Origin of the sequence: Dactylosporangium sp. CA-139066, assembly GCF_050936175.1 — a bacterium.
Lineage (GTDB): Bacteria > Actinomycetota > Actinomycetes > Mycobacteriales > Micromonosporaceae > Dactylosporangium.
Genome location: NZ_JBNJNH010000001.1, coordinates 5,856,027 through 5,879,523 on the forward strand (window position 1 = coordinate 5,856,027; position 23,497 = coordinate 5,879,523).

26 protein-coding genes and 1 riboswitch are annotated in these 23,497 nt (G+C 73.4%); of the genes, 15 read left to right on the forward strand and 11 right to left on the reverse strand.

Going from position 1 to position 23,497, the window contains the following annotated elements:
• Positions 1-165: 165 nt before the first annotated feature.
• The 5 genes from ACQEVU_RS26850 to ACQEVU_RS26870 all read right to left on the reverse strand — a co-directional run bounded on the left by ACQEVU_RS26850 (position 166) and on the right by ACQEVU_RS26870 (position 3,709).
• The gene (locus tag ACQEVU_RS26850; protein WP_433328160.1) at positions 166-354 is read right to left on the reverse strand and encodes a hypothetical protein; all 189 of its coding nucleotides are present in this window, start codon (positions 352-354) and stop codon (positions 166-168) included.
• Positions 355-415: 61 nt separating this feature from the next.
• On the reverse strand, positions 416-1,387 hold the full coding sequence (locus tag ACQEVU_RS26855; RefSeq protein ID WP_433328162.1) for a Gfo/Idh/MocA family protein: 972 nt from the start codon (positions 1,385-1,387) through the stop codon (positions 416-418).
• Between the two features lie 22 nt (positions 1,388-1,409).
• Positions 1,410-1,781 (reverse strand): VOC family protein, encoded by a 372-nt coding sequence (locus tag ACQEVU_RS26860; protein ID WP_433328164.1) that lies wholly within the window; start codon positions 1,779-1,781, stop codon positions 1,410-1,412.
• Positions 1,782-1,791: 10 nt separating this feature from the next.
• On the reverse strand, positions 1,792-3,375 hold the full coding sequence (locus ACQEVU_RS26865; RefSeq protein ID WP_433328166.1) for a methyl-accepting chemotaxis protein: 1,584 nt from the start codon (positions 3,373-3,375) through the stop codon (positions 1,792-1,794).
• A 211-nt stretch (positions 3,376-3,586) separates the two neighbouring features.
• Complete coding sequence (locus ACQEVU_RS26870; RefSeq protein ID WP_433328168.1) at positions 3,587-3,709, reverse strand: hypothetical protein; 123 nt, start codon at positions 3,707-3,709, stop codon at positions 3,587-3,589.
• A 100-nt stretch (positions 3,710-3,809) separates the two neighbouring features.
• Between ACQEVU_RS26870 and ACQEVU_RS26875 the strand changes: the two genes are divergently transcribed.
• The 3 genes from ACQEVU_RS26875 to ACQEVU_RS26885 all read left to right on the forward strand — a co-directional run bounded on the left by ACQEVU_RS26875 (position 3,810) and on the right by ACQEVU_RS26885 (position 5,334).
• Positions 3,810-4,010, forward strand: coding sequence for a tetratricopeptide repeat protein (locus tag ACQEVU_RS26875; RefSeq protein ID WP_433328170.1), 201 nt, complete (start codon positions 3,810-3,812; stop codon positions 4,008-4,010).
• A 148-nt stretch (positions 4,011-4,158) separates the two neighbouring features.
• Positions 4,159-4,737 carry an adenylate kinase gene (locus ACQEVU_RS26880; RefSeq protein ID WP_433328172.1) on the forward strand — a complete coding sequence of 193 codons (579 nt, stop codon included), beginning with the start codon at positions 4,159-4,161 and terminating at the stop codon, positions 4,735-4,737.
• A gap of 63 nt (positions 4,738-4,800) precedes the next feature.
• The gene (locus ACQEVU_RS26885) at positions 4,801-5,334 is read left to right on the forward strand and encodes a carboxymuconolactone decarboxylase family protein (protein WP_433328174.1); all 534 of its coding nucleotides are present in this window, start codon (positions 4,801-4,803) and stop codon (positions 5,332-5,334) included.
• A 6-nt stretch (positions 5,335-5,340) separates the two neighbouring features.
• Here the strand turns inward: ACQEVU_RS26885 and ACQEVU_RS26890 are convergent, their stop codons facing one another.
• The gene (locus ACQEVU_RS26890; protein ID WP_433328176.1) at positions 5,341-6,054 is read right to left on the reverse strand and encodes an SDR family NAD(P)-dependent oxidoreductase; all 714 of its coding nucleotides are present in this window, start codon (positions 6,052-6,054) and stop codon (positions 5,341-5,343) included.
• 67 nt (positions 6,055-6,121) lie between these two features.
• On the opposite strand from ACQEVU_RS26890, the gene ACQEVU_RS26895 reads away from it, so the two are divergent.
• From ACQEVU_RS26895 to ACQEVU_RS26935, 9 genes are all read left to right on the forward strand, one after another.
• Positions 6,122-6,931, forward strand: coding sequence for a helix-turn-helix transcriptional regulator (locus ACQEVU_RS26895; RefSeq protein ID WP_433328178.1), 810 nt, complete (start codon positions 6,122-6,124; stop codon positions 6,929-6,931).
• Positions 6,932-6,940: 9 nt separating this feature from the next.
• Positions 6,941-8,542, forward strand: coding sequence for a Na+/H+ antiporter (locus tag ACQEVU_RS26900; protein WP_433328180.1), 1,602 nt, complete (start codon positions 6,941-6,943; stop codon positions 8,540-8,542).
• 98 nt (positions 8,543-8,640) lie between these two features.
• The gene (locus ACQEVU_RS26905) at positions 8,641-9,693 is read left to right on the forward strand and encodes a sulfate ABC transporter substrate-binding protein (RefSeq protein ID WP_433328182.1); all 1,053 of its coding nucleotides are present in this window, start codon (positions 8,641-8,643) and stop codon (positions 9,691-9,693) included.
• The gene (gene cysT, locus ACQEVU_RS26910) at positions 9,690-10,547 is read left to right on the forward strand and encodes a sulfate ABC transporter permease subunit CysT (protein ID WP_433328184.1); all 858 of its coding nucleotides are present in this window, start codon (positions 9,690-9,692) and stop codon (positions 10,545-10,547) included. The genes ACQEVU_RS26905 and cysT overlap by 4 nt, the downstream gene beginning before the upstream one ends.
• The gene (locus ACQEVU_RS26915; protein WP_433328186.1) at positions 10,540-11,328 is read left to right on the forward strand and encodes a sulfate ABC transporter permease; all 789 of its coding nucleotides are present in this window, start codon (positions 10,540-10,542) and stop codon (positions 11,326-11,328) included. The genes cysT and ACQEVU_RS26915 overlap by 8 nt, the downstream gene beginning before the upstream one ends.
• Positions 11,328-12,287, forward strand: coding sequence for a sulfate/molybdate ABC transporter ATP-binding protein (locus tag ACQEVU_RS26920; protein ID WP_433328188.1), 960 nt, complete (start codon positions 11,328-11,330; stop codon positions 12,285-12,287). The genes ACQEVU_RS26915 and ACQEVU_RS26920 overlap by 1 nt, the downstream gene beginning before the upstream one ends.
• Before the next feature lie 28 nt (positions 12,288-12,315).
• A complete protein-coding gene (locus tag ACQEVU_RS26925; protein WP_433328190.1) occupies positions 12,316-12,708 on the forward strand; it encodes an RrF2 family transcriptional regulator in 393 nt (130 codons plus the stop codon).
• The gene (locus tag ACQEVU_RS26930) at positions 12,698-13,594 is read left to right on the forward strand and encodes a phosphotransferase (RefSeq protein WP_433328192.1); all 897 of its coding nucleotides are present in this window, start codon (positions 12,698-12,700) and stop codon (positions 13,592-13,594) included. Before ACQEVU_RS26925 ends, ACQEVU_RS26930 begins: the two co-directional genes overlap by 11 nt.
• 110 nt (positions 13,595-13,704) lie before the next feature.
• The gene (locus ACQEVU_RS26935; protein WP_433328194.1) at positions 13,705-14,235 is read left to right on the forward strand and encodes a hypothetical protein; all 531 of its coding nucleotides are present in this window, start codon (positions 13,705-13,707) and stop codon (positions 14,233-14,235) included.
• A gap of 152 nt (positions 14,236-14,387) precedes the next feature.
• On the opposite strand, the gene ACQEVU_RS26940 is transcribed toward ACQEVU_RS26935, so the two are convergent.
• From ACQEVU_RS26940 to ACQEVU_RS26950, 3 genes are all read right to left on the reverse strand, one after another.
• Positions 14,388-15,089 carry a hypothetical protein gene (locus ACQEVU_RS26940; protein WP_433328196.1) on the reverse strand — a complete coding sequence of 234 codons (702 nt, stop codon included), beginning with the start codon at positions 15,087-15,089 and terminating at the stop codon, positions 14,388-14,390.
• 4 nt (positions 15,090-15,093) lie between these two features.
• Positions 15,094-15,543: a GNAT family N-acetyltransferase gene (locus tag ACQEVU_RS26945; RefSeq protein ID WP_433328198.1), complete on the reverse strand. Its 450-nt coding sequence runs from the start codon at positions 15,541-15,543 to the stop codon at positions 15,094-15,096.
• Between the two features lie 166 nt (positions 15,544-15,709).
• Positions 15,710-18,658: a glycosyl hydrolase gene (locus ACQEVU_RS26950; protein ID WP_433328200.1), complete on the reverse strand. Its 2,949-nt coding sequence runs from the start codon at positions 18,656-18,658 to the stop codon at positions 15,710-15,712.
• 197 nt (positions 18,659-18,855) lie between these two features.
• On the opposite strand from ACQEVU_RS26950, the gene ACQEVU_RS26955 reads away from it, so the two are divergent.
• Both ACQEVU_RS26955 and ACQEVU_RS26960 read left to right on the forward strand, forming a co-directional pair.
• Positions 18,856-19,590: a class I SAM-dependent DNA methyltransferase gene (locus ACQEVU_RS26955; RefSeq protein WP_433328202.1), complete on the forward strand. Its 735-nt coding sequence runs from the start codon at positions 18,856-18,858 to the stop codon at positions 19,588-19,590.
• A gap of 115 nt (positions 19,591-19,705) precedes the next feature.
• Positions 19,706-19,844, forward strand: a riboswitch (cyclic di-AMP (ydaO/yuaA leader).
• A gap of 6 nt (positions 19,845-19,850) precedes the next feature.
• On the forward strand, positions 19,851-20,603 hold the full coding sequence (locus ACQEVU_RS26960; RefSeq protein ID WP_433328204.1) for a C39 family peptidase: 753 nt from the start codon (positions 19,851-19,853) through the stop codon (positions 20,601-20,603).
• A gap of 91 nt (positions 20,604-20,694) precedes the next feature.
• On the opposite strand, the gene ACQEVU_RS26965 is transcribed toward ACQEVU_RS26960, so the two are convergent.
• On the reverse strand, positions 20,695-21,045 hold the full coding sequence (locus ACQEVU_RS26965; RefSeq protein ID WP_433328206.1) for a VOC family protein: 351 nt from the start codon (positions 21,043-21,045) through the stop codon (positions 20,695-20,697).
• 112 nt (positions 21,046-21,157) lie between these two features.
• On the opposite strand from ACQEVU_RS26965, the gene ACQEVU_RS26970 reads away from it, so the two are divergent.
• Positions 21,158-21,931, forward strand: coding sequence for a helix-turn-helix domain-containing protein (locus ACQEVU_RS26970; RefSeq protein WP_433328208.1), 774 nt, complete (start codon positions 21,158-21,160; stop codon positions 21,929-21,931).
• Here ACQEVU_RS26970 and ACQEVU_RS26975 read toward each other — a convergent pair.
• Complete coding sequence (locus ACQEVU_RS26975; RefSeq protein ID WP_433328210.1) at positions 21,917-23,482, reverse strand: diguanylate cyclase domain-containing protein; 1,566 nt, start codon at positions 23,480-23,482, stop codon at positions 21,917-21,919. The two genes, ACQEVU_RS26970 and ACQEVU_RS26975, sit on opposite strands and share 15 nt — an antisense overlap.
• Positions 23,483-23,497 lie beyond the last annotated feature (15 nt).

Sequence of the window (23,497 nt, forward strand, 5' to 3'; positions counted from 1 at the left end):
CCTCTTCGCGGGTCAGCTTGCGCGATGGAGCAGGCCCAGCATCAGCAGGCCCGCGGCGCACATCGCCGTGGCGATGTCGAAGGCGAGCCGCCGACCGGCTGGCCTTCTCGTGCTCCAGGTACGACGGGCCGGCGGAGCGCGACGTCGCGCTCCAGCCGTGAACCCTCAGCTGCGGAAGCGGCGGACCCCGGAGAACAGCAGGATCAGGCCGATCACGGCGACGATCGGGCCGATGATCGCCCACATCGTCGCGCCGCTCATCGCGCTGCCGCCCAGCACGTTCAGGCCCTGCAGCGTCCACACCGCGCCGGACAGCGTCAGCAGGGCGCCGACGATGACGAAGACCCACCGCATGGCCTCCACGATGGGGCGCCGGCCGCCGGCGCGCAATGGGCGTTCCGGAACCGTAAGAAAGTCAGCCGCGCGGGGTGAGGCCGGCGGCGGTGTACACGGCGTCGATGACCGTCATGTTGGCGATCGAGTCCGGCGGCGGGGTCAGGTTGGCCGACGCGTCGCCGGCGACGGCCGCCGCGAAGGCGCGCAGCTGGTGGACGTACGTCGCCGATCCGGGGACGCGTTCGTGGGTCGTGCGGCCGGCGACGGTCACCGTCAGGCGGTGGTAGGCGCTCGGCATCACGTAGTTGAAGATCTTCAGTGAGCCTTCGCTGCCGGTGTACCGCGCCGACAGGCTCAGCAGGCGGCGGGACCACAGGCTGGCGGTGGTCGCGCCGGTGGCGCCGCCCGGGAAGGTGTACGACGCCGTCATCGCGCGGTCGACGCCGGGCTTCTGCAGCCGGGCGCGGGCCGACGCGACCGTGGGCTCGGCGCCGGCCAGGGTGCGCAGGGCGTGGACCGCGTAGCAGCCGGCGTCCATCATGGCGCCGCCGGCCAGGGACAGGTTGTACCGGATGTCGCCGAACCTCGGCAGCGGGAACGCCAGCGACGTCTCGACGCGGCGCGGGGCGCCGAGGCTCGGCAGGAGCTCCAGCGCGCGGGCCATCAACGGGTGGTACCGATAATGGAAGGCCTCCATGACGACGAGCCCGGAGGTCCGGGCGGCCTCGGCCACGGCGCGGGCCTCGGCCGCATTGGCGGTGAGCGGCTTCTCGCACAGCACGTGCTTGCCGGCGGCGAGGGCCGCCAGGGTCCACTCGGCGTGCAGGCCGTTGGGCAGCGGGTTGTACACCGCGTCCAGGGAAGGGTCGGCGAGCAGCTCGGCGTAGCCCGCGTGGACGGTGCCGATGCCGTGCTTGCCGGCGAAGGAGGCGGCCCGGTCGCGGTCGCGGGCGGCGACGGCCGTGACCGCGACCCCTTCGACGGCGCGGGCCGGGCGGACGATGGCGGCGGGTGCGATCCGGGCGGCGCCGAGCACGCCGATGCGCAGCATGCCGCGACTGTACCGCCCGTGCCTACCCGGCCGGGCGCTGCTCGACGAGCACGACGAGGTTGCCCTCGCTGTCCTCGACCGCGGCCTGCCACTCCTGGGTGCCGGCCGGGCCGAGCGCGTCGTCGGCGTGGGCGAAGATCATGTGCGGCTCGGAGCGGATCGGGGCTCCGGCGGCGCGCAGCCGTTGCACGGCGGCGTCGATGTCGTCGACGGCGAGATACAGCAGGGCGGACGGCGCGCCGCGCTCCAGCAGCAGGCGGACCCCGTCGAGGTCGAAGAAGACCAGGCCGGGCGGGTCGTAGGTGGCGCGCGGGGCGGCGCCGAGCAGCTGCGCGTAGAACGTCGTGGCCCGCTCGAGGTCCTCGGCGCGCTGCGCCACCTGTACCAACCGCATGACCGCAGTTCTACCGGTGTTTGAAGCGCGACACCAGCCGCTGCAGCTCGCCGGAGAGCCCGGCCAGCTCGACGCTGGCCTCGCGGCCGGCGGCGACGCTGCGGTTGGTCTCCTCCGCCGCGGCGGCGACCTCCGCGATGGTGGCGGCGATGGTACGCGCACCGCCCGCCGCCTCGCCGACGTTCCTGGTCATCTCGCCGGTCGTGGCGGTCTGCTCGTCGACGGCCGAGGCGATCGTCGTCTGGTACTGGCTGATCTGCGCGATGATGGCGCTGATCTGCTCGATCGCGGCGACGGCGCCGGCGGTGTCGGCCTGGATGGCCTGCACCCGGGTGGCGATGTCCTCGGTGGCCCGCGCGGTCTCCTGGGCCAGCTCCTTGACCTCGCCGGCGACGACGGCGAAGCCCTTGCCGGCCTCCCCGGCGCGGGCCGCCTCGATGGTCGCGTTGAGGGCGAGCAGGTTCGTCTGCTCGGCGATCGACGTGATCACCTTGACGACGTTGCCGATCTCGGCGGAGGAGTCGCCGAGCTTCGTGACCGTCTCGTTGGTGGCGGTGACGACGGTGACGGCCTGGGCGGCGACCCGGGCTCCCTCGCTGGCGTTGCGGGCGATCTCGCGGATCGACGCGGACATCTCGTCGGAGGCGGCGGCCACGGTCTGCACGTTGCCGGAGACCCCCTCGGCGGTCGCGTCGGCGGCGCGGGCCCGCTCGGACACGGCCCGGGCGCTGCCGGCGACCCCGGCGGTGACCGCGTCGAGCTGGCTGGAGCTGCGGGCGACGAGCTCGGCGCTGCGGGCGAGCGCGCCGACGGTCTCCCGGACGCTGGCCGTGGCCCGGTCGACGGCGCCGGCCATCGCCCCGATCTCGTCGCGCCCGGCCACGCCGGCCTCACGCGACAGGTCCCCCGCGGCCATCGCGTCCATCGCGTCGACGACGGGGCTGAGCCGGCGGGTGATGGTCCCGGCGATGTACATCGCGATGCCCGTCGCCACCACCAGCCCGATGATGAGCGCGAGGGCGACCTGCAGGCGGGCCGTCGAGTACTGCGAGTGAGCGTCGGCGACGGCCGCGTCGGCGTCGGCGGTCTGCTGCGCGGCGAGCTTGGCGACGGCCGCCTCCATGCCGGGCACGACGACGTTGAAGTCGATGCCCGGCGGCCGCCCGGCGGCGAGGTCGGCCATGGCCCCGGTGAACTGCCGCCACAGGGTCGTGAACTGGTCCACGATCTGCTGGGCGGCCGGGGTCATGGGCTGCTTGAGGTACGCCGTGAGGGCCACGTTGAGCTGCGCCACCGCGTCGGCCGTCCCCTTGCCCGCCGCCGCGATCACCTGTGGGTCGCCGTTGGCCCCGAGCTGCATGGCGGCGTTGTGGTTGATCAGCGACTGGGCGCCGCGGATGTCGCTGAGCAGCACCAGGTCCTGCACGTTCTCGGCCCGCAGCCGGCTGACCTTGTCGTTCATCGCCGACATCCGCGACAGCGCCAGACCGCCGGTCAGCACGGCCGTCAGCGCCATGGCGACGAGCGCGAACAGGAACTTCGTGCGGATTCGCCGATCGGCGAGCCACCCGCCGCTGCCGTTGTCCGCACCCATGACGCACCCACTTCCGTCCTGCCGGCATCTCTCACCGTGGACATCGGCGGCCTCACGCCACACCTGAGCCTCAACCGACGACGTCGAGTTGGCGCCGTCCCGCGGCGCGCCACCGGACGGTCGACAGCCCGCACCTGAGCCTCAGCCGCCGACCTCCAGGCAGCGGCGGGCCACAGCGCGCCACCGAGCGGCCGACAGCCGCACCTGAACCTCAGCCGGCGACCTCCAGGCAGCGGCGGGCCACGGCGCGCAACCGGCCGGTCGACACGAGCGCGAACGGCCCCACGACGGCGAACCCGGCGAGCACGCCCCACATCCACGGGAAGCTGCGCACCGCGACGAAGACAACGCGAACACCGCCCCGAACGTGATCGCGGCCGCGACCGCCCCTGTCAGGCCGAGGCGCCGCACGGGACACGTCGACGTCGAAGGCGGTGGGCATCCAACGACAGTTGGGTGACGGGGCCGCCCTGAGTGACACGTATCACCAGCTCGGCATGCTCGCCCAGAATCGTGGCGACTATGCCGAGGCCGAACGGCGCTACCGGCAATCGTGGGACATCGACGAGCAGCTCGGCGACCAGGCCGGCGTCGCCAGCAGTTACGGCGAGCTTGGCCGGTGCCCTGGGCGATGAGGACAGCTACCGAAACCTGATGGCATTCATCGAGGCACCGCGGTGATCTGCTCCAGCGAGCCACCGGGCAGACGTTCTCCAGCAACGACAGGTCACGCCGACGTGCCCATTCTTCCGGACGAATAGGAACTGCGTTAGCGTGGGCGTGGTGCGGGTGTTGATGATTGCGCCGCCCGGCGCGGGCAAGGGAACGCAGGGTGCGGTCATCGCCGAGCACTTCCACCTGACCCGGGTGGCCATCGGCGACCTGCTGCGCCGGAACGTGGCCGAGGGCACGCCGCTCGGCCGCAGCGTGCAGCGGTACCTCGAGCGCGGCGACCTCGTGCCCGACGACGTGGTCCTCGAGCTCATGCGGCAGGGGCTGACGCAGGCGCGGGCGGACGGCGGCGGGTACGTGCTCGACGGCGTGCCGCGGACGATGGCGCAGGCCCTGGCCGCCTACCGGGTGGCGCTGGAGCTGCAGATGACCGCCCAGGTCGCGCTGCACCTCGCCGCGGACGACGACGAGCTCATACGGCGGCTGCTCAAGCGGGCCGAGATCGAGCACCGCACCGACGACACCGAGGCCGTCATCCACCAGCGGCTGAAGCTGTACCGCGAGGTGACGCAGCCCGTCCTGGCGTTCTACGCCCGGCGCGGCATCCTGCTCACCGTCGACGCGGTGCGCCCGGTCGAGGTGGTCAGCGCCGACATCATCGCCGCCCTGGAGGACCGCGCCGCCCGGTAGGCGGCCCAACATGGGCAGAGTTGCCCATGCGCGGCGCCGGCGGCCCGGTCTACCGTCAGGCGCATGTCCTACCTGGAACCGCCGCAGGAGAGCGACCCGGCCGTCGCCCGCCTGTACGCCGAGGACCGCGAGCGCCTCGGGTACGTCGCCAACTACACCCGCGCCCTCGCCCACCGCCCCGGCGCGATCGCCGCCTGGCAGGGCCTGGGCCAGGCCATCAAGGGCGCCATGGACCTGCGCCGCTTCGAGCTGGCGACCCTCGCCGCGGCCCGCCGCCTCGGCTCGGACTACTGCACGCTCGCCCACGAGAAGGTGCTGCGCGACCGGTTCTACGACGCCGCCGAAGTGCGCCGCATCGCCGAGGACCGCCACGGCGCCCTGCCGCCGGTCGACGCCGCGGTCATGGACTTCGCCGAGCGCGTCGCCAGCGACCCGAACGGCATCACCGCCGACGACGTCGAGGCGCTGCGCCGCCACGGCCTGAGCGACCCGGAGATCCTCGACGTCGCGCTCGCGGCGGCGGCGCGCTGCTTCTTCAGTACCGTCATCGCGGCCATGGGCGCCGAACCTGACCCGGCCCTGCGCGCCGCGGGGTAGCCGCGTTCACCAGGGCATCTCGGTGCCGTCCCACGAGTGGAAGCGGCCGGTCGGGCCGTCGTCGCCGAGCAGGGCCAGGCGGACCGCGGCGGCCGCGGCCTCGGCCGGGTCGCCGTCGGCGGCCCGGGCCCGCGGGTTCAGGTCGGTGCGGCGCAGGCCCGGCGCCAGGGCGTTGACCCTGAAGCCGGCCTCGTCGAGGGCCTGCGCGTAGAAGAGCGTGAGGGCGTTGAGGGCGGCCTTGGAGGAGCGGTAGGCCGCGCCGCTGCCGGCCGCGTGCCGCGCCTGCGGGCCGTCCGCACTGGCGGAGATGGATCCGGTACCGCTGGAGATGTTCACGATCCGCGGATGCTCCGAGCGGCGCAGCGCCGGCAGGAACGCGTTGGTGACGGCGAGGACGCCGAAGACGTTCGTCTCGTACGTGCGGCGGAACGCCTCGACGGTCGCCTCCGGCGGGGCGGCCTCCTCGGCGATGATGCCGGCGTTGTTCACCAGCACGTCGAGCGCCTCGACCCGCTCGGCCGCGGCGGCGATCGAGCCCGCGTCGGTCACGTCCAGGGTGAGCGGCCGGGCGCCGGCGCCGATGCGCGCGGCCGCCTCCGCGCCGCGCCCCGGGTCGCGGGAGCCGACGTAGACGGTCAGGCCCGCGTCGGCCAGCTGCCGGGCGATGTGCCAGCCGATCCCCTTGTTGGCGCCCGTGACCAATGCCGTGGAAATGTTCATGACGCCCAGCCTGGCGCGGGCGGAAGCGCGCTTCCAGGTACAGACTGGGCCTGGAAGGGGGTACGGCATGGCACGCACCGAGCTCGGGCGGTTCCTGCGCGACCGGCGGGAGGCGCTGCGACCGGCGGACGTGGACCTGCCGGCCGGGCCGCGCCGGCGCACGCCCGGGCTGCGCCGCGAGGAGGTCGCCGGGCTCGCGAGCATGTCGGTGGAGTACTACGCCCGGCTCGAACAGGCCCGCGGGCCCCAGCCGTCGCGGCGGATCCTCGGCGCCCTCGCCGGCGCGCTGCGGCTCACCGCCGCCGAGCGCGACCACCTGTTCCGCCTGGCCGGGGCGGCGCCGGCCGCGCCGCCCGGGCCCGCCCGGCGGGTGCGCCCGCACGTGGCCGACCTGCTGGGCCGCATCCCCGGCGCCGCGGCCGTGGTGACCGCGGCGACGTACGACGTCATCGCCTGGAACCCGCTCGCGGAGGCGCTGCTCGGCGACCTGCGGCGGGCGCCGAACCTCGCCCGGCGCCGGTTTCTCGGCGGCGGCGCGGCGCTGGGCAGCGGCGCCGAGGAGTTCGCCGCGATCGCGGTGGCCCGGCTGCGCGCGGCCGCCGACCGCTACCCCGGCGACGAGCCGCTGCGGCGCCTCCTCGCCGACCTGCGCACCAGCGCCGAGTTCCGGGCCGTGTGGGACACCAACCCGGTCCGCGCGGCCGGCCACCGCAGCAAGACGGTCGAGCACCCGCGGCTCGGCCGGCTGCGCCTGGACTGCGACGTGCTCGACGTGCCCGGCGACGACCAGCAAGTGGTGTTCATCACCGCCGCCCCGGGCTCGCCGTCGGCCCGGGCGCTGCACGAACTGGCCCGATCGGTGACAACGCCCGACTAATGTCGACGGGTGAGCCCTGAAACACTGCTGCTGCTCGGCCTCGGCGCCGTCATCGTGATCGCGGCGGTGCGGTGGCTCGGTGAGCGCTCCGGGCTGCCGGCGGCGGCGCTGCTGCCCGTCATCGGGATCCTGTACGCGCTGCTGCCCGGGCCCAACATCGAGCTGGACCCGCACATCGTGCTGACGTTCGTGCTGCCGCCGCTGCTGTACAGCGCCGCCCTGGACTCCTCGCTGCTGGCCATCCGGGCCAACCTGCGCATCGTGATCGGGTTGTCGGTGCTGCTGGTGTTCGCCACCGCACTGCTCATCGGGGCCGGGTTCGCGCTGTTCGTGGCCGGTGCGACGCTCGCCGCCGGGGTCGCCGTCGGCGCGGCGGTCGCCCCGCCGGACCCGGTCGCCGCGCTCGCCGTCGGGCGGCGGGTCGGGCTGCCGCCGCGGCTCGTCACCATCATCCAGGGCGAGGGGCTGCTCAACGACGCCACCGCGCTCACCATCCTCAACGTCGCGGTCGCCGCGGCCGTGGGCGGGCAGTTCTCGCTGCCGAAGGCGGGCGCGCTGTTCCTGCTGGCCGCGGCCGGCGGCACCGCCGTCGGGATCGGGGTCGCCTATGCCGTGCGCCTGCTGCGCCCCCTGGCCCGCGACCCGCTGCTGGCCAACGCCCTGTCGCTGGCCACCCCGTTCGTGGCCTACCTCATCGGCGAGGAGCTGCACGTCTCCGGCGTCCTCGCGGTCGTCGTCGCCGGCCTCATCGTCGGGCACGACACGCCCCGGTCGGGCACCGGCGCCGGGCGGCTGCAGACCAGCGCCGTGTGGCGGCTGGTCGACTTCCTGCTCGAGGGGCTGGTCTTCCTGCTCATCGGCCAGCAGCTGCCCACGGTGATCCGCGGGCTCAAGCAGTACCACCTCAGCACCGTCGTGATCGCGGTCGCCGTCGCCGTCGGCGTGACGCTGCTGCTACGCCCGGTCTGGCTGAGCCTGACGCAGGCGGCCCACCTGCTGCTGCGCCGGGAGGACGAGGGCCTGGCCCGGCGGGAGATCATGGCGCTGAGCTGGGCCGGGACCCGCGGCGTGATCAGCCTCGCGGCCGTGTTCACGCTGCCGCTGACCACCGACGCCGGCGACCCGTTCCCCGACCGCGACCTGCTGCTGTTCTGCACGTTCGTGGTGGTGCTCGTCACACTCGTCGGGCAGGGGCTCACGTTCGCGCCGCTGGTGCGGGCGCTGGGGCTGCGGGCCAACGAGGTCGACGAGGCGCGGCAGCGCAACGAGGCCCGGGTCGCCGCCGTGCAGGCCGCGCTGGACCGCCTCGACGAGCTCGAGGGCGACGACCCGGCCGACGGGCCGGCCGTCGAGTCGCTGCGCAACAAGCTGCAGGTGCGGCTGCGGCGCTACGAGCACCGCCTCGACGTGCTGGACAGCGCCGAGTCCGACGAGATGCCGGTGTCGGAGCGCTACGAGTCGGCGCTGCGCATCCAGCGCCTGGCCATCGAGGCGCAGCGGGAGGAGCTGCTGCGCTGGCGCGACGCCGGCAACCTGCCGGACGAGGGCCTGCGCCGCCTTGAGCGGGAGCTCGACCACGAGGAGCGGATGCTCCCCGAGCGACCCGCCTAATCCCATCGGCTGAGTGGGATTGACGATCGGCGGCCACCTTCACTACATTGTCTACTCATTAAGTAGGCAACGTAGACTTTGACCTCAAGGATGGCCCCGTGAAGCTGCGTACCCGTGTGCTCGCTGTCGCTGCAGCGTTACTCCTCCCCGGGACCGCGCTGACCGCTTGCGCCGGCACCGCCGACAACTCCTCCAGCTCCGGCGACAGCGGCGGCGAGGTCACCCTCGCGCTGGTCGCCTACTCGACCCCGCAGGCCGCGTACGAGCAGCTCATCGCCGCGTTCCAGAAGACCGACGCGGGCAAGAAGGTCAAGTTCACCCAGTCCTACGGCGCGTCGGGCGACCAGAGCCGCGCCGTCGCCGCCGGCCTCAAGGCCGACATCGTCGCGTTCTCCCTCGAGCCCGACATCACCCGCCTGGTCACCGCGAAGCTCGTCGACGCGGGCTGGAACTCCGACCAGTACAAGGGCATGATCACCGACTCGGTCGCGGTCATCGGCACCCGCAAGGGCAACCCGAAGAACATCAAGACGTGGGACGACCTGGCCAAGTCCGGCGTGCAGGTGCTCACCCCCAACCCGTTCACCTCGGGCGGGGCGAAGTGGAACATCCTCGCCGGCTACGGCGCCAAGTCGAAGAAGGGCACCGACAAGGCCGCCGGCGCCGCCTACCTCGACGCGCTGTTCCACAACGTGCCCGTGCAGGACAACAGCGGCCGCGCCTCGCTGCAGACGTTCACCAGCGGCAAGGGCGACGCGTTCATCTCCTACGAGAACGAGGCCCTCTTCGCCCAGAAGAACGGCCAGGCCGTCGACTACACCGTGCCGGACGACACGATCCTCATCGAGAACCCGATCGCGGTGACCACCAACAGCGCCCACCCGGCCGAGGCCAAGGCGTTCCTGGACTTCCTGCACACCCCGGCCGCACAGAAGATCTACGCCGAGAACGGCTACCGCCCGGTCGTCAAGGACGCCGGCGGCCCGTCGTTCCCGAACCCGTCCGGGCTGTTCACCATCGGCGACCTCGGCGGCTGGTCGAAGGTGAACAAGGAGCTGTTCGACCCGGGCCAGAGCGTCATGGCCACCATCGAGCAGAAGCTCGGCGTGTCCACGTCCGCCGCCCCGAGCCCGGCGGCCTCCAAGTCATGACCGCCACCGCCGTCCAGAAGCCCACCGGGTCCGGCATTGCGCCGGGCCCGGCCGGGCCCGTGTTCCGCAAGCGCCGGCCGGTCGGCACCGCGCTGGGGCTCGGCACCGCGGTGCTGTACCTGAGCCTCATCGTGCTCATCCCGCTCGCCGCCGTCGTCTGGCGCTCCACCGACGGCGGCTGGGACACGTTCTGGGCGGCGGTGCGCACGCCGGACGCCTGGTCCGCGCTCGAGCTCACCGTCGGCGCGTCGCTGGTCGTCGCGCTCATCAACGTCGTGATGGGCACCGTCATCGCCTGGGTGCTGGTGCGCGACAAGTTCCCGGGCAAGGGCGTCGTCGACACCCTCATCGACCTGCCGTTCGCGCTGCCGACGATCGTCGCCGGCCTGGTCCTGCTCGCGCTGTACGGCACCAGCAGCCCCCTGCACATCAACCTCGCCTACACCAGGGCGAGCGTCGGCGTCGCGCTGCTGTTCGTCACCCTGCCGTTCGTGGTCCGCACGGTGCAGCCGGTGCTCAAGGAGCTCGACCGGGACATGGAGCAGGCCGCCTACTCCCTCGGCGCCTCGCCGTTCACCACGTTCCGGCGCATCATCCTGCCGAACCTCGCCCCGGCCATGATCTCCGGCGCCGGGCTCGCGTTCACCCGGGCGATCGCCGAGTACGGCTCGACGAACCTGCTCACCGGCAGCATCCCCTTCCAGACGCAGGTGTCGGCCGTGAACATCTTCGGCCGCATCGAGAGCGACGACACCACCGCCGCGGCCGCCATCTCCACCGTGCTGCTTGTCGTCGCGTTCGTCGTGCTCATCCTGCTCGACGTCTTCCAGCGCTGGAGCGCCCGCCGTGGCTAAGTACCCCCTGCGCATCCTCGCCCTGGTGTACCTGCTGTTCCTGCTCGTGCTGCCGATCGGCCTGGTCCTGTGGCGCACGTTCGAGCACGGGCTGCGGCCGGTGATCGACACCCTGACGTCGGAGAACGCCACGCACGCGTTCGCCGTCACGCTGTCGGTGGCGGTGTGGGCGGTGCTGGCCAACACCATCTTCGGCGTCGGCGCGGCGCTGCTGCTCGTGCGGCACCGCTTCCCCGGCAAGCGGCTGCTCGGCGCGCTCATCGACCTGCCGCTCGCGGTGTCGCCGGTGGTCGTGGGGCTGGCGCTCATCCTGGTGTACGGCAAGTTCGCCCCGGTCGGCGGCTGGCTCGAGGCCCACGGCCTGCAGATCATCTTCTCCCTGCCCGGCATGGTGCTCGCCACCATCTTCGTGTCGCTGCCGCTCGTCGTGCGGGCCATCGTCCCCGTCCTGGAGGAGATGGGCGACGAGCAGGAGCAGGCCGCGCACACCCTCGGCGCGAGCCGCTGGCAGACCTTCCGGCGCATCACGGTGCCCGGCATCCGGGCCGCGCTGGGCTACGGCGTCGTGCTGTGCCTGGCCCGGGCCCTCGGCGAGTACGGTGCCGTCGCCGTCGTCTCCGGCCGCCTCGTCGGCCAGACCCAGACCGCCACGCTGTACGTCGAGGAGCGCTACCAGAACTACCAGCAGACGGCGGCGTTCACCACCGCGGCCGTGCTGGCCCTGATCGCGATCGTCATCCTGCTCATCACCAAGCTCCTGCGGCCGAAAGAGAACGACTGATGGCCATCGAAGTCCGCGACGTCAACAAGTCGTTCGGCAAGACCCCGGTGCTGCGCGACATCTCCATCGACATCAACTCCGGTTCGCTGACCGCGCTGCTCGGCCCGAGCGGCGGCGGCAAGTCCACGCTGCTGCGGGTCATCGCCGGCCTCGAGCAGCCCGACACCGGCACCGTGCGGATCAACGAGGTCGACGCCACGCGGCTCACCCCGCAGCGGCGCAACGTCGGCTTCGTGTTCCAGCACTACGCGGCGTTCAAGCACATGACGGTGTACCGCAACGTCGCCTTCGGCCTCGAGGTCCGCCGCCGCCCGAAGCCGGACATCCGCAAGCGGGTCATGGAGCTGCTCGAGCTCGTCCACCTCGACCAGTTCGCCGACCGCTACCCCGCGCAGCTGTCCGGCGGCCAGCGCCAGCGCATGGCCCTGGCCCGGGCGCTCGCCCCCGAGCCGCAGGTGCTGCTGCTCGACGAGCCGTTCGGGGCCCTCGACGCGCAGGTGCGCAAGGAGCTGCGCACGTGGCTGCGCCGCCTGCACGACGAGGTCCACGTGACCACCGTGTTCGTCACCCACGACCAGGAGGAGGCGATGGACGTCTCCGACGAGATCGTCGTGCTCGCCGACGGCGTCGTGCAGCAGGCCGGCAGCCCGCACGAGATCTACGAGAACCCGGCGAACCCGTTCGTCATGAGCTTCCTCGGCCCGGTCACCCGCCTCGACGGCAAGCTGGTCCGCCCGCACGACGTGGCACTCTCCCGGGAGCCCGCCGAGGGCGCCACCGCGGCCGTCGTGACCCGGGTCGTGTCGCTGGGCTTCGAGGTGCGCATCGAGGCGCGGGCCGGCGACGTGGACGTCTGGGCGCAGCTCACCCGGGCCGGGGCGAAGGCGATCGACGTGCAGCCCGGCGACACGGTGTACTTCAGCCCGGAGGCCAACGCCCGGACGCTCGCCGCCGTCTGACCCGCTCTCATGGTCCCGAAAGTGCATCGTGGTCCCTAAGCGCATCGAGTACTCGGTCCGGGCCCTCGTGGCCCTGGCCGTGGCCGCGCCGCAGACCGTCAAGGCCCAGGACGTCGCCGACGCCCAGGACATCCCGGCCGGATACCTCTACGACCTGCTCGCCGACCTGCGCCGCGCCGACCTCGTGCAGGTCCAGCGCGGCACGGGCGGCGGCTACGTCCTGGCCCGCCCGGCTGCGGAGCTGACCCTCGGCGAGATCGTGCGCCTGCTCGACGGCCCCGGCGCCGCCGACCCGGCCGCGGGCGGCCCCGAGGACCGCTCCATCGAGCGGCTGCGCCGACTCTGGGAGCGGGCGAACCGCGCCCGCCTCGACTACCTTGATGCGGTGACGCTCGCCGACCTCATGCACCATGGAGCTTGAGCCGCGCCTTGCCGCGTGGGCCGAGGCCGCCATCGGCGCGCCGGTCACCTCGGCACGGCCGCTGACCGGCGGCTACAGCAACGACAACGTGCTGCTCAACGAGCGGTACGTGCTGCGGCGCTACCGCGGGCGCAACGCCTGCGCCGTCGAGGCGGCCCTGGCCCGGCGGCTGGCCGGCACCGTGCCCGTCGCCGAGGTGCTCGCCGCCGACGAGGCCGGCGCGGTGCTGCTGTCGCGGTACATGCCCGGTTGCCCGGTCGACCGGCTGCTCGCCGGCGCCGACCCCGGCACCGCCGCCGCGCTGGGCCGCGCGATCGGCGCGACGCTGGCCGCCGTCGGCACCGTGACCTTCGCCGCGCCCGGCTTCTTCGGCGGCGGCGACCTCGCGCCCGGCCCGCCCGGCATCGAACCGGCGAGCGGCCTCGACGCGTTCGTCGAGCGCTGCCTGCGCGAGGGCAACGCCGGCGGCCACCTCACCCCCGCCGAGCAGGACGCCCTGCTGCGCCACGCCCGGCAGGCCGCGCCCGACCTCGGCGCGCTGGCCGGCCGGCGCTCGCTCGTCCACGCCGACTACAACCCGAAGAACCTCCTCGCCGCCCACGAGGGCGGCCGGTGGCGCGTCACCGCCGTCCTCGACTGGGAGTTCGCGTTCGCCGGGCCGCCACTGTTCGACGTCGCCAACATGCTGCGCGACCCGGGCCCGCACGCCTTCGCCGACGCGTTCGTCGCCGGCTACCGCGACGCCGGCGGCGAGCTGCCACCCGGCTGGCGCCGCGTGGCCCGCGCCCTGGACCTGTTCTCCCTGGCCGACTTCCTCACCCGCCCGCCCGAACACCGCTACTTCGCGAAGGCGGTCGCACACATCCGCGCACTCATCCGAACCTGAACCCGTCGGCCTTTCGTCGCCCTTCGCCGCGACCGTGCCCTTCGGCTGAACCGCCAAGACGATCAACGGCAGCAGGGAACGGGGACCGCGACGACCGCGTCGGATCGAGCGTGAAGCGACTTCTCCTCATGGTGCTGCTCGTCGGCGTCTGGTCCGGCACGAACGGGTGCGGCACGTCAGACCCCGGCGGCCAATCGGCACCGGGCGCCGCTCCCCTGCGCGGATTCGGTATCGACGTGGACCAGGCGATCTCGGCCCGCGTGCCGCAGGTACACCTGCGGACCTGCGGCACGTGGGGCTGCGCCGAGCAGGACGTGCCGCTGTCGATCGCCGGTCCGACGAGCACGGCGCCCTGCCCCGGCGCGTCGACGGGCCCCGACGCGGTGGCGTGCGGCCCGGTGCAGCTGCCGGGGCCGGGGCCGGGGTACGGCTACGCGCCCGTGCCGCAGCTGACCCTCGACCCCGTGACCGTGACCGTGACGACGCCGGCGGACGCGCCGACGCGGATCTCCGCGGAGGTACGGGTACAGCCGCGCCTGATCTGCCCGGACCCCCGCGCCGAGCAGACCGCCTGCGCGGGCGGCACACCCCAGGCGCGGCTGCGCATCGGCGCGGACGGCACGGTCAACCAAACGGCCTGATGGGACGCCCTCGGCCTGCGAACGTCGCGGCCGCGCGGGCGGAAGACGCCTACGCCGGCGGCCTGGATACCGTGGGCGGGCGCGACGGTCGGCGAGCCGTACCGCGGCCTGCCGTGGACGCCGAAGGCGGCGTTCCGCGCCGTGGCCGGCTACTACGCGAAGTACTCGGCGTAGGCGGCGTCCGCGCAGGTGTCCCAGTCGTCGAGCGCCCAGCGGATCCAGCCGTGCTCCCCGGGGGCGACCCGCTCGGCCACCTCGACGGGCCGGCCACGCCAGCACAGCTCGGCCCGCTGCAGGTCCGGCCCGAGCGCGGCGACCTCGTCCAGGGTCTCCCGCGGCACGCCGTAGGCGCGCCACTGCGCGAAGCAGTACTTGCCCGCCCACGCCGACGCCGGCGTGGTCGGCGTGTCGCGCTCGAACTGCCCGAGCACGTCGCGCCGGTTCGCCGCGCGCCGCCGCGAACCGGGAACGGACCGCCGCCGGACCGCGCCAGCGCCGTCGATGAGCCGGACCTCGTCGTAGTGGTACTCGCACACCCGCCACGGCGACGTGTCGAGCATGGCGAGGGTGCGGTGGCCGATGACGTCGAAGTCGCCGCCCTCGTCGTAGTAGCGCACCCATACCGACCCGAGCTGGTCGCCGTCGCCGAGCGCGTTCCAGATGAAGTCCACGGCCGGGACGCCGCTCCAGCGGGCGCCGTACTGGATGTCGATGAAGCCGTCGCGCTCGGCGTGCCACAGCGGCACGTTGTAGCTGTCCCGGTCCGGGTTGACGACCGCGGCGACGACGTCCGGCGCCGTCAGCCCGTCCTCGGCCGGCTCGACGCGGACGAACACGGTCGCGATGTTGGCCACGCCGTCAACCGCCGATCTCGTACGAGAACACGATCATGTCCCGCATGGTGATGCCGTGCTCGGCCAATGGCGGGTCGATGTAGCCGAAGAAGTCCCGCCGCACGGAGTGCATGCGGAAGCCACACTTCTGGTAGAACGCGATGTTGTCCAGCGAGCAGTTGCCGGTGCCGACGAGCAGGGTCCGGCCGTGGGCGGGCAGCTCGCCCTGGATCGCGGCGACGAGCCGCCGGCCGATGCCGGCGCCGCGGCGGCCCGGGACGATCGCGATGTACAGCAGCTCGGACGGCTCAGCCCACCGCACGACGGCGGCGCCGACGGTCTCGCCGCCGAGCCGCACGGCATACGCCCGGACGGCCGGGTCGCGCAGCGCGGCCCGGATACGCTCGTCGTCCTCCTCGGCGTCGTGCAGGATCGGCACCAGCCGCTCGCCGTCCGCGACGCGCTCCACCTCCATGCCCGTAACCATGACACCGGGCGCGGGATCGGGCGAGCGATAAACGCGTCACCTGCACCGTCTCTTGCCCGTGGCGGGACTCCGGCTACCGCGTCCTCGCTGACGTCGTCTGGCACGCCGTGCGGCCGGCCCGGGGGCCGGCCGCACGGGCGGAGCGTGACGAGGGTCAGGAGACGGTGTACGGGATGGTGACGGTCGACTGGCGGCCCTCCGTGGCCGTGGCGTCGATGCGGACCGTCGTCAGGGCGTTGCCGATCGCGTTCCACAGCTCCAGGCGGACGCAGCCGTGGTTCATGGCCGACAGGGTGCCCGTCGAGGACGACAGGCCGACCGCCTGGGTGTACTGCTCCGTGCCCACGACCGGGTCGGTGGCGAAGTAGCGGTACGTCTCCACCCGGCCGTAGGTGCCGGCGCCGGTGAAGTCGTACGACACGCGGGCCTGGATGCCCTGGCCGACGGCGGTGCCGGCGTCGACGTGGAACGTGAACTGGGTTGCCGTGCCGTTCGTGGGGCCGGTGATGCCGCACGCCTGGTACGTGACCGGGTTGTGCGGGTTGCCGTCCCAGTTGCCGTTCGCCGCGGTCACCGTCTGGGTCGTCGCCGCGCTACCGGCCACAGTGGACAGTGCCGGGCCCGAGCGCAGGAAGAAGCGGTTCGAGCCGGCGGGCGGGGTGGAGGTGGACGTGGACGGCGACGCAGAGGCCGATGGCGACTTGGAGGGCGACGGGGACGGGGACGTGGGCGGGGTCGACGACGGCGGGGTGCTCGTGCCGTTGCCGCCGGACCAGGTGAACGCGCCCGTGGTCGCCGTCTTGCCGGCCGCGACCGTCAGGGTGCGGCCGTCGGAGAACGTCACGGTGAGCGGCGCGGTGCCGAGGTTCGTCGCGGCGTACGTGCGGGCGCCGTTCTTCGTGAAGACCGCGTACAGCGGCGTGTTGGCGGTGACGCTGGTGTCGACGGTGCCGAGCGCGGCCAGGTTGCGGATCCAGTGGAACGTGTGTGCCCGGCTTTCGCCCTCCTCCGGGGTGTACCCCGGGTTGGCCCGCAGGTTGGCCAGCGCCTGGTCGCCGTTGCCCAGCGCCTGGAACGACCACAGCACGTCCTGCCAGATCGTGGGCGGGCCGCCGTTGTTGGTCACCATCTCGTTGTAGTTGACGGTGTTGTACGCCGGGCGGTACCCCATGTAGAACGAGCCGCCGGTCACCGGCAGCATGTTGATGCCCTGGATCTGCTCGGGCTCGCCGCTGAACCAGGTGGCGTAGGCGCCGCCGTCGCCCCAGACCATGCCGACGGTGTTGTGGGCGAACGCCGGGGGGAAGTTCTGGTTGGCCGAGTCGAACCAGTACTCCTGGATCGCCTGCGCCTGCGTGGAGTAGATGTACAGGCCGGCGTCGCGGACCGCGGTGTTGCCGGTGGCGATGCCCCACTGGATGAGGGCGTTGGCGAAGTTCATGCCCTCCGACGACGACTCCTGGTTGTTGCCGGCGAAGAAGTTGCCGTGGCCGGAGGCCCAGTCGTGGCCGGCGTAGATGTCGAAGTCGCGCAGGAACGGGAACATCGTGTCGGCGCGGTCGGGGTTGTTCGCGTCGCGGATCAGCAGGTTGACCATGCCGCCGTACGCGCTCGTGGCCGCCCAGGCCTTGTCGTACTTGGCGAGGGTCGCGGCGGCGGCGATGTAGTAGCCGTAGTGGAAGTGGTGGTCGTTGAGCTCCTGGTCCGAACCGTACGACGCCGGGTAGCCGATGAGCGTGCCCCACGCCTGGTTGTACGCGAACAGGCGGCCCGTCTCGCCGCTGCCCGCGGTGAACCAGTCGGTGAGCCGGGTGCGGATCGCGGCCAGCAGCGTGTCGCGCTGGGCGGTGCGGCCGAGCTGGTCGGCGATCTCGGCGGCGCGGGCGGCGCGGCCGAGGCCCTTGCCGGTCCAGTACGTGTCGTTGCCGAAGCCCGCGAGGGGGTCGCCGCCGGTGATCTGGTCCAGGTAGCCGCCGACGGTCGTCAGGTCGGCGCCGGAGGAGTCCGCGACGGCGGGCACCTCAGGCAGTACACCTTGGAAGCGGGTGGCGGTGGTGAAGGCGCCCGCGCCGGTCAGGATCTTCATGGGTCCCCGCGCGGAGACGTAGGTCTGCGCGATGGGCGTCGCGCCGGCCAGGTTCTTCCACTGGTGCGGGTAGAGCGCGAGGACGGTGCCGGAGCCGGTGCCCTCGCGGGCCGTCGTGGTGACCGTGTAGGTCGCGTTGACGGTGCTGGACCCCTGGTCGTAGCTCCACCCGACGCGGGTGCCGGTGACGTGGTTGTGGGCGTACTGCCCGTAGGTGTTGGCCAGCGCGGTGCGGTCGGCGGCCGGCGTCGACGTGGTCGTGGGCAGCAGCGCGACCGAGAAGTAGTCCTTGCCGGCCAGCGTCGAGGTGATGCTGGCGCCGCTGACGGTCCAGGTGGCGCCCGTCGGCGCGTACGCCATGTAGTCGTGGCCGCGGACGGTGAACCCGACCCGGTTGCCGCTGTTGGACCACACCGCCGGGGCGCCGCCGAACGTGAGCTGGGCGTTGCCGCCGCTCGTGCGGGCGTAGACGAACGGCAGGCCGTGGCCGATGGTGGTGCGCAGCGTGCGGGCGCCGTCGGACCAGCTCGGCGTGACGGTCCAGTCGGTCCAGCCGTCCACCAGGGTGTTCGGCGCGTTGAGGCCGGTCACGCCGATCGTGAACTCGGTGGTGTACGGGTAGTGGTACTCCCCGACGCCGGTGGCGGTGCCGGAGATGGCGGCGTCGGTGGTGTAGGAGACGCCGAGGCCGCCGGCGGAGGGCTGGAAGGCCATCGGGTGGGCCTGCAGCGGCGAGGAGTAGTTGCAGTCGGTGCGCTTGAACAGCAGCGACGACCACCAGTCGTTCGTCGGCACCGCGCCGGCGGGGGCGTTGGCGGTGACGTACTGGCGGGGGTTGGTCGCGATGCTGCCGCACCCGGTCGGGCCGCTGGTGCCGGCCGGCGCGGTGGTGGCGTAGCTGCCGGAGCCGAGGGTGGCGGCCTCGGCGTTGGTCAATGCGACGAAGGTCAGGGCGGTGGCGACGAGGGCAACGGCGATGGCACCGGCCGCGGCGGGTCGTCCTCGGGCAAGACGCATGGCATGGACTCCGTGATGAGAGTGGCGGTCACTGCGGGGTCCCTGGGAATGATGCGCACCAATTGTGACCAGTGTCAATGGTGAGTTTTCAGAGAGCGCTCTCAATCTGTGGCATGAGCTGCTCAAACATGCTGAGAGCGCTCTCGTCCGGAGAAACCCGGTGGACGGCGACGGCGGCGGGCGGGCAGGGTCGGGGCATGCGACAGGACGAGATCTGGGACGCTGAGGTGGCCGCGGCCTACGACACACCCGGCGCCGGCATGTTCGCGCCCGAGGCGGTGGACCCGGTCGTCGAGCGGCTCGCCGCGCTCGCCGGCGGCGGGCGGGCGCTGGAGTTCGCGATCGGCACCGGGCGCATCGCCGTGCCGCTGGCCGCGCGGGGCGTGCCCGTGACCGGGATCGAGCTGTCCCGGCCGATGCTCGAGCGGCTGCGGGCGAAGGCGGACGAGGCGGCGATCCCGGTCGTCGTCGGCGACATGGCCACGACCCGGGCGCCCGGCGAGTACAGCCTGGTGTACCTGGTCTTCAACACCATCTCCAACCTGGTCACGCAGGACGAGCAGGTCGCCTGCTTCGCCAACGCGGCCGCGCACCTCGGGCCCGGCGGCCGGTTCGTGGTGGAGCTGGAGGTGCCGGCGCTGCGCGTGCTGCCGCCGGGCCAGCCGGCCACGGTGTTCGCGGCCGAGCCCGGCTACCTCGGCATCGACACGTACGACCCGCTGCACCAGATCCTCGTGTCGCACCACGTCCGCTTCGACGACTCGCGGCAGGCGCGCGTGACGCGCAGCCCGCACCGCTACATCTGGCCGTCCGAAATGGACCTCATGGCCCGGCTGGCCGGCCTCGAGCTGGAGTCCCGGCACGCGGACTGGGCGGGCGCGTCGTTCACCGCGGAGTCCACCACGCACGTGTCGGTCTACCGCCGACCGTAAGGCGCGACCGCGTTTTGCCTGGTGGCAGTATCTTTTACCCTCTTGGCAGGGGCGGTACCGACCAGTAATGTCACCTCGTCCGCGCCGGTCCCCTCGCCGTGAATGCCCGGCCCCGGCCGCGGACCCGCCGAGTCGCGCATGCGAGCCGGGGACCCATGCGTCCCGGGGTGAATCCGTCGGCCATGTGGCCGTGGTAGGGCGAGCTTCCCGCCCGAATCCGTCAGCTAACCCGGTAGGCGGCACCGGAAGGAGTTCTTCTGTTGCGCCTGCAACTGGCCGACGTACGTCACCACCTCGCCTCGCTGCGCCGCCCCCTGCCCGCCGTACTGGGCACCGCCGCGCTCGCCGTCGTCTCGATCGGGACCGCGGCCATGCTCAACCAGTCCCCCGAGCCGGCCGACGCGCACGTCACGGGAGCCGCCGCCGCCCTCAGCACCGCCGCGCCCGAGCGCCCGGCGGCGCCGGCCGAGGCGGCCAAGCCCGACCCGCTGCTGCTGGCGCCGGAGGCGAAGGAGGTGAGCTACGACTTCCAGTTCCAGCCGAACTTCTACTTCTGTGGCCCCGCCTCCACGCGGATCGCCCTGTCGTCCAGCGTCAACGCCCCGTCGCAGAGCGACCTGGCCGGGCTGCTCGGCACCACGGTCAACGGCACCAACTCCGCCCAGGACACCACTCGGGCGCTCAACCAGGTGCTGGGCCGCGACGCGTACCAGACCCACTGGATCCCCGGCCAGCGCGCGAGCGGCGCCCAGGCCGAGCAGCTGCAGCGCGACGTCGTGCGCGCCATCGGCGAGGGCCGCGGCGTCGTGGCCAACATCGTCGGCGGCGCCACGGACGTGACGGGCCGGTACCACGAGTTCGGCGGCGGCCACTACATCTCGATCATCGGCTACCGCGACCGCGGCCGCGCCGTCGAGATCGCCGACCCGTCGGGCATGTTCGGCCCGCGCACCTACTGGATGGAAACGTATCCGATGGCCAACTGGGTCGCCAGCCGCGGCTACTCGGCCTGACCATCACCTGCTCGACCCGGATGACGCCGGCCTGACGCGGCGGGTGGCGGTCACGCCGTACGGCGTGACCGCCACCGTTGCGCGACGTCCGTCAGCCGGCGGCGATGCAGAACGGGTGGCCGGCCGGGTCGAGCAGGACCAGCCAGCCCCCGTCGCCCGGCTGGAACTGCGGCCGCGTCGCCCCCGACGCCACCAGCTCGGCGGCGGCGCGCTCGACGTCGTCGACCTTGAGGTCCAGGTGGGCCTGCTTGGCGTCGTCGGGCCAGCCCGGCGCCCGGTAGCCGGCGACGCGCTGGAACGCCAGCTGGACCGGGCCCCCGTCGCCGAGGTACACGAAGTCGTCGTCGGCGGAGGCCACCTCCCATCCGGTCGCCTTGCGGTAGAACTCGGCCAGGGCGCCCGGGTCGGCGCAGTCGAAGATGATCGTGCTCAGCGTGGCCATGTCGTCCACTTCCTTTCTGGTCGCCGGCCAGCCTGCCCGCCCGCCGCGCGATCCGGCTTGGACATCTTTGCGGCGGGCGTTTTTGTCGTACCCCCGGCGTAGCGTCACCGGCGTGAAGGCAGAGCTGGTGGCATCCCGTCCGGGCCTCGACATCGCCGCGGTGACCTGCGGACGGCAGCACGCCGGCTGGTCCCCGCCGGAGGAGCAGACCGACTATCGCGTGGTCCTGGTCCGGCGCGGCCGGTTCCGGCGACGGGTCGCGGGCCGGGCCGCCGATCTCGACCCGACCGTCGGCTACATCGGCCGCCCCGGCGACGAGGAACACTTCGCGCACCCGGCCGGCGGCGACGTGTGCACGTCCGTGCGCCTCTCACCGGCGCTGTGGGACGCCCTCGCCGGCGATCCGGCCGCGCGGACCGTCTACGTCGACGCACACCTCGATCTCGCCCATCGCCGGCTGCTGCGGGCGGCGCGCGACGGCGACGTCGAATACGGGGTCGTCGAGCGGCTGACGGCGCTGCTGTCCGCGGCCCTGGGGTCGACGGCGGCGAACGACCCGGACCGGGCGCTGGTGGACCGGGCGCGCGAGGCGATCCGGGCGGACGATCCGGCGGCCGGCGGGCTGATGCCGCTGGCGGCGCGGCTGGGGGTGTCGCCGTTCCGGCTCAGCCGGGCGTTCACGCGGCAGCTCGGGGTGTCGCTGACCCGCTATCGCAACCGGGTCCGGGTCGAGCGGGCCCTGGACAAGCTCGAGGACGGCGCGGAGGACCTGGCGGCGCTGGCCGCCGACCTCGGCTTCACCGACCAGGCGCACCTGTGCCGGACGATGCGCCAGCACCTCGGGCACCCGCCGAGTGCCGTGCGCCGCCTGTTACGGGACGAGTGACGGGCTCTTGAGGATGCGCCGAGCGTCGGCGTCGGCGGCCCCGGACAGCACGTAGCGGCCGCGCGGGACGAGTGACGGGCCCTTGAGGATGCGCCGAGCGTCGGCGTCGGCGGCCCCGGACAGCACGCAGCGGCCGCGCGGGACGAGTGACGGGCCCTTGAGGATGCGCCGAGCGTCGGCGTCGGCGGCCCCGGACAGCACGCAGCGGCCGCGGCCGGCGCGCTTGGCCTCATACATGGCCACGTCGGCGTCGGCGATGAGCTCCTCGTCGTCGCCGGAGCGGTTCAGGGCGATGCCGATGCTGGCGCCGACCTCGGCCATGCCGCCCGGGAGGAGGACGGGATGCGACAGCTCGTCGATGATGCGGGCCGCGACCTCGCCGGCGTGGTGCTCGCCGGCCGGGCACAGCACGACCACAAACTCGTCGCCGCCGAGGCGGCCGACCAGGTCGTCGTGGCGCACGACCGCCTGCAGGCGCCGGGACAGCTCGGCCGGCAGGGCGTCACCGGCGGCGTGGCCCATGGTGTCGTTGACGGCCTTGAAGCGGTCCAGGTCGACGAAGAGCAGCGCCACCGTGCCCGGCGCGCGGCTCTGGGCCAGGCAGTGACGCAGGCGCTCGTGGAACAGGGCGCGGCCCGGCAGGCCGGTCAGCGGGTCGTGGCGCGCCGCCTCCATGTCCCTGGCCGTGCGCGCGTCGGTCAGGGCGAGGCTGATGTGCTCCGCGAACGACAGCAGGTTGTCGCGGTCGGTGTCGCCGAGGCGGCGGCCGTCGGCCAGGTCGACGGCGAGCGCGCCGACGGCGCGGCCGCGCTCGTGGACCGGGACCGCGATCGAGCGGGCCCCGCGGTCGTCGGCGCGCTCCTGGACGCGGTCGATGCCGATCACGCCGGCGGCGAGGTCGTCGTCGGTCATCGCCCGGCGCACCCAGCGCATCGGGCCCGACGCGACGCCGCGGGTGGCCATCGCGTGGCCCGGGTCGTCGTGGTCGAGCAGCACCAGCTCCACGTCGCCGGACCCGGCGGCGAGCACGTCGGCCGCCGCCGACAGGGCCGCGCGCAGCGCCTCGGCGAGCGGGGCGCGGCGCGAGATGAGGCGCTGGATGTCGTAGAGGTGGCGCATGAGGCGCTCGCGGCGGCGCTCGGCCTCCGGGGTGCGCAGCATGCGCAGGGTCAGGCCGAGGACCTTCGCCATGCCGCGGATCAGGTTGCGCTCGGCGACGGTGAACGTGTCGCCGAGCCGGGCGAGCACGAGGACGCCCTCGTCGGCCCGGCCGAGCTGGGCCCAGCCGGCGCCGCACGGCCCGATGCCGGGCAGCTCGATCGTGCCGCGGCCGCGCGGCACCGAGGCCAGGGTGGCGTAGTCGGGCGAGCCCTCGGGCAGGCCGACGGCGTCGATGACGACGTCGCCGACGAGCAGGCCGCAGACCTCCGCCTCGCCGGTCTCCGCGGCCCGCTCGATCGCCGCGTGGATGGCGGTCTCCTCGTCGTCGCAGCTGGTGACGACCGCGAGCAGCTCGACCAGCTGCTGCGCCGCGAGGGCTCCGTCGGCCACGGCTGGACACTCGTT

Coding starts and splice junctions, on each gene's coding strand:
- ACQEVU_RS26850 (WP_433328160.1), bottom strand. CDS start 354: ATGCGGTGGGTCTTCGTCATCGTCGGCGCCCTGCTGACGCTGTCCGGC.
- ACQEVU_RS26855 (WP_433328162.1), bottom strand. CDS start 1,387: ATGCTGCGCATCGGCGTGCTCGGCGCCGCCCGGATCGCACCCGCCGCC.
- ACQEVU_RS26860 (WP_433328164.1), bottom strand. CDS start 1,781: ATGCGGTTGGTACAGGTGGCGCAGCGCGCCGAGGACCTCGAGCGGGCC.
- ACQEVU_RS26865 (WP_433328166.1), bottom strand. CDS start 3,375: ATGGGTGCGGACAACGGCAGCGGCGGGTGGCTCGCCGATCGGCGAATC.
- ACQEVU_RS26885 (WP_433328174.1), top strand. CDS start 4,801: ATGTCCTACCTGGAACCGCCGCAGGAGAGCGACCCGGCCGTCGCCCGC.
- ACQEVU_RS26890 (WP_433328176.1), bottom strand. CDS start 6,054: ATGAACATTTCCACGGCATTGGTCACGGGCGCCAACAAGGGGATCGGC.
- ACQEVU_RS26895 (WP_433328178.1), top strand. CDS start 6,122: ATGGCACGCACCGAGCTCGGGCGGTTCCTGCGCGACCGGCGGGAGGCG.
- cysT (WP_433328184.1), top strand. CDS start 9,690: ATGACCGCCACCGCCGTCCAGAAGCCCACCGGGTCCGGCATTGCGCCG.
- ACQEVU_RS26920 (WP_433328188.1), top strand. CDS start 11,328: ATGGCCATCGAAGTCCGCGACGTCAACAAGTCGTTCGGCAAGACCCCG.
- ACQEVU_RS26930 (WP_433328192.1), top strand. CDS start 12,698: ATGGAGCTTGAGCCGCGCCTTGCCGCGTGGGCCGAGGCCGCCATCGGC.
- ACQEVU_RS26945 (WP_433328198.1), bottom strand. CDS start 15,543: ATGGAGGTGGAGCGCGTCGCGGACGGCGAGCGGCTGGTGCCGATCCTG.
- ACQEVU_RS26950 (WP_433328200.1), bottom strand. CDS start 18,658: ATGCGTCTTGCCCGAGGACGACCCGCCGCGGCCGGTGCCATCGCCGTT.
- ACQEVU_RS26955 (WP_433328202.1), top strand. CDS start 18,856: ATGCGACAGGACGAGATCTGGGACGCTGAGGTGGCCGCGGCCTACGAC.
- ACQEVU_RS26965 (WP_433328206.1), bottom strand. CDS start 21,045: ATGGCCACGCTGAGCACGATCATCTTCGACTGCGCCGACCCGGGCGCC.